A 1,277-nucleotide genomic window follows, 5' to 3' on the forward strand; every position below is an offset into this window, starting at 1 on the left:
CTCCTACAAAGGTCGATTCCAATGATGACTGGTCGTCTCCCATCACTCGCCCTTCCCTCCAGCGCCGCGCGGGCTTACCTGCGCGGCGGATGGACCGCTTCGCACCTGCATTTCAAGCGCCTGCGCGCCAGCGTTTCGGCCAAGCAGAACGGCTTCTGGCAAATAGTTCACTGAGCCCACCCGAACAGCCAATCACGCACCCCGCGTCTCGCCATTGCATGGCGCGTACGGTGCATCGTGTTTCGCCTTGATCAGGTTTGCCCAATGAACAATAACAACGTGCTGTTGATCATCGACATGCAGCAGGAGGACGGCTTCGTCCTGGAAAACTTCGACAGGGTGGTCGCCCATACCGCCGCCCTGCTCGATACCGCCCGCCATCAGCGGATGCCTGTCATCTATACCCGCCACATCAATCAAGCCGACGGCAGTGACCTGCCCCACGGCGAACCCCTGGCCGCCGACGGTGGCCCCGGCAGTTACCGCGCCGGCACCCGGCAAGTGGAAATCATCGGGTCGCTGACGCCACAGCCCGGTGAATTGATCATCGACAAGGGCCGTTACAGTGCCTTTCACCGCACCGACCTCGATGCCCGACTCAAGGCAATGGAGGTCGACACGCTGATCGTCTGCGGCGTGCTGACCGACGTCTGCGTGCTGACCAGCGTGTTCGATGCCTTCGCCCTGGGTTATCGCGTGCGCCTGGTCAGCGATGCCTGCACCACGACCACCGGGGCCGGGCATTACTCGGCCCTGCTGATCCTGGCCAACTGGGTCTACGCGCTGGAAATCCTCACCACGACCCAGTGCCAGCGCGCCCTGGAACACCGCGATTACATCAGCCTGGTCCCCGAGCAGCCGGACCTGTTTGCCCACCAGCCCCATGAACTGCAAAGCACCATCGCCCGTCTGCAATCCCGTCTCGTCCGGACTCAGGAGTGATCGTCATGCAAGTCGAAAAAAGAAGCATCGATTTCATCCCCGAGACCGAACGCCACGGCAAGCCGGGTTCGCTGTTCTATATCTGGTTCGGCGCCAACATGAACATCACCACCATCGCCTCCGGCGTGTTGCCGGTGGTGATGGGGCTCAACCTGTTCTGGAGTGCGCTGGCGATCATCATCGGCTCGTTGCTGGGGGCGATTTTCATGGCCTCCCATTCGGCCCAGGGACCGAAGCTGGGCATTCCGCAAATGATCCAGAGCCGGGCGCAATTCGGCGTGCTAGGGGCGGTGTTACCGCTGCTGTTCGTGATGCTGATCTACCTGGGCTTCTTC

Annotated in this window: 2 protein-coding genes; both read left to right on the forward strand. The window is 61.7% G+C overall.

What is annotated here, in order from left to right; translation table 11 throughout:
- Window positions 1–264 precede the first annotated feature (264 nt).
- Window positions 265–942 carry a cysteine hydrolase family protein gene (locus ACXRVY_RS29755; protein ID WP_223463140.1) on the forward strand — a complete coding sequence of 226 codons (678 nt, stop codon included), beginning with the start codon at window positions 265–267 and terminating at the stop codon, window positions 940–942.
- A gap of 5 nt (window positions 943–947) precedes the next feature.
- On the forward strand, window positions 948–1,277 hold a 330-nt coding region (locus tag ACXRVY_RS29760; RefSeq protein WP_458239047.1), incomplete at its 3' end, for a cytosine permease.

It is taken from the genome of Pseudomonas sp. P5_A2_2, from assembly GCF_054177685.1.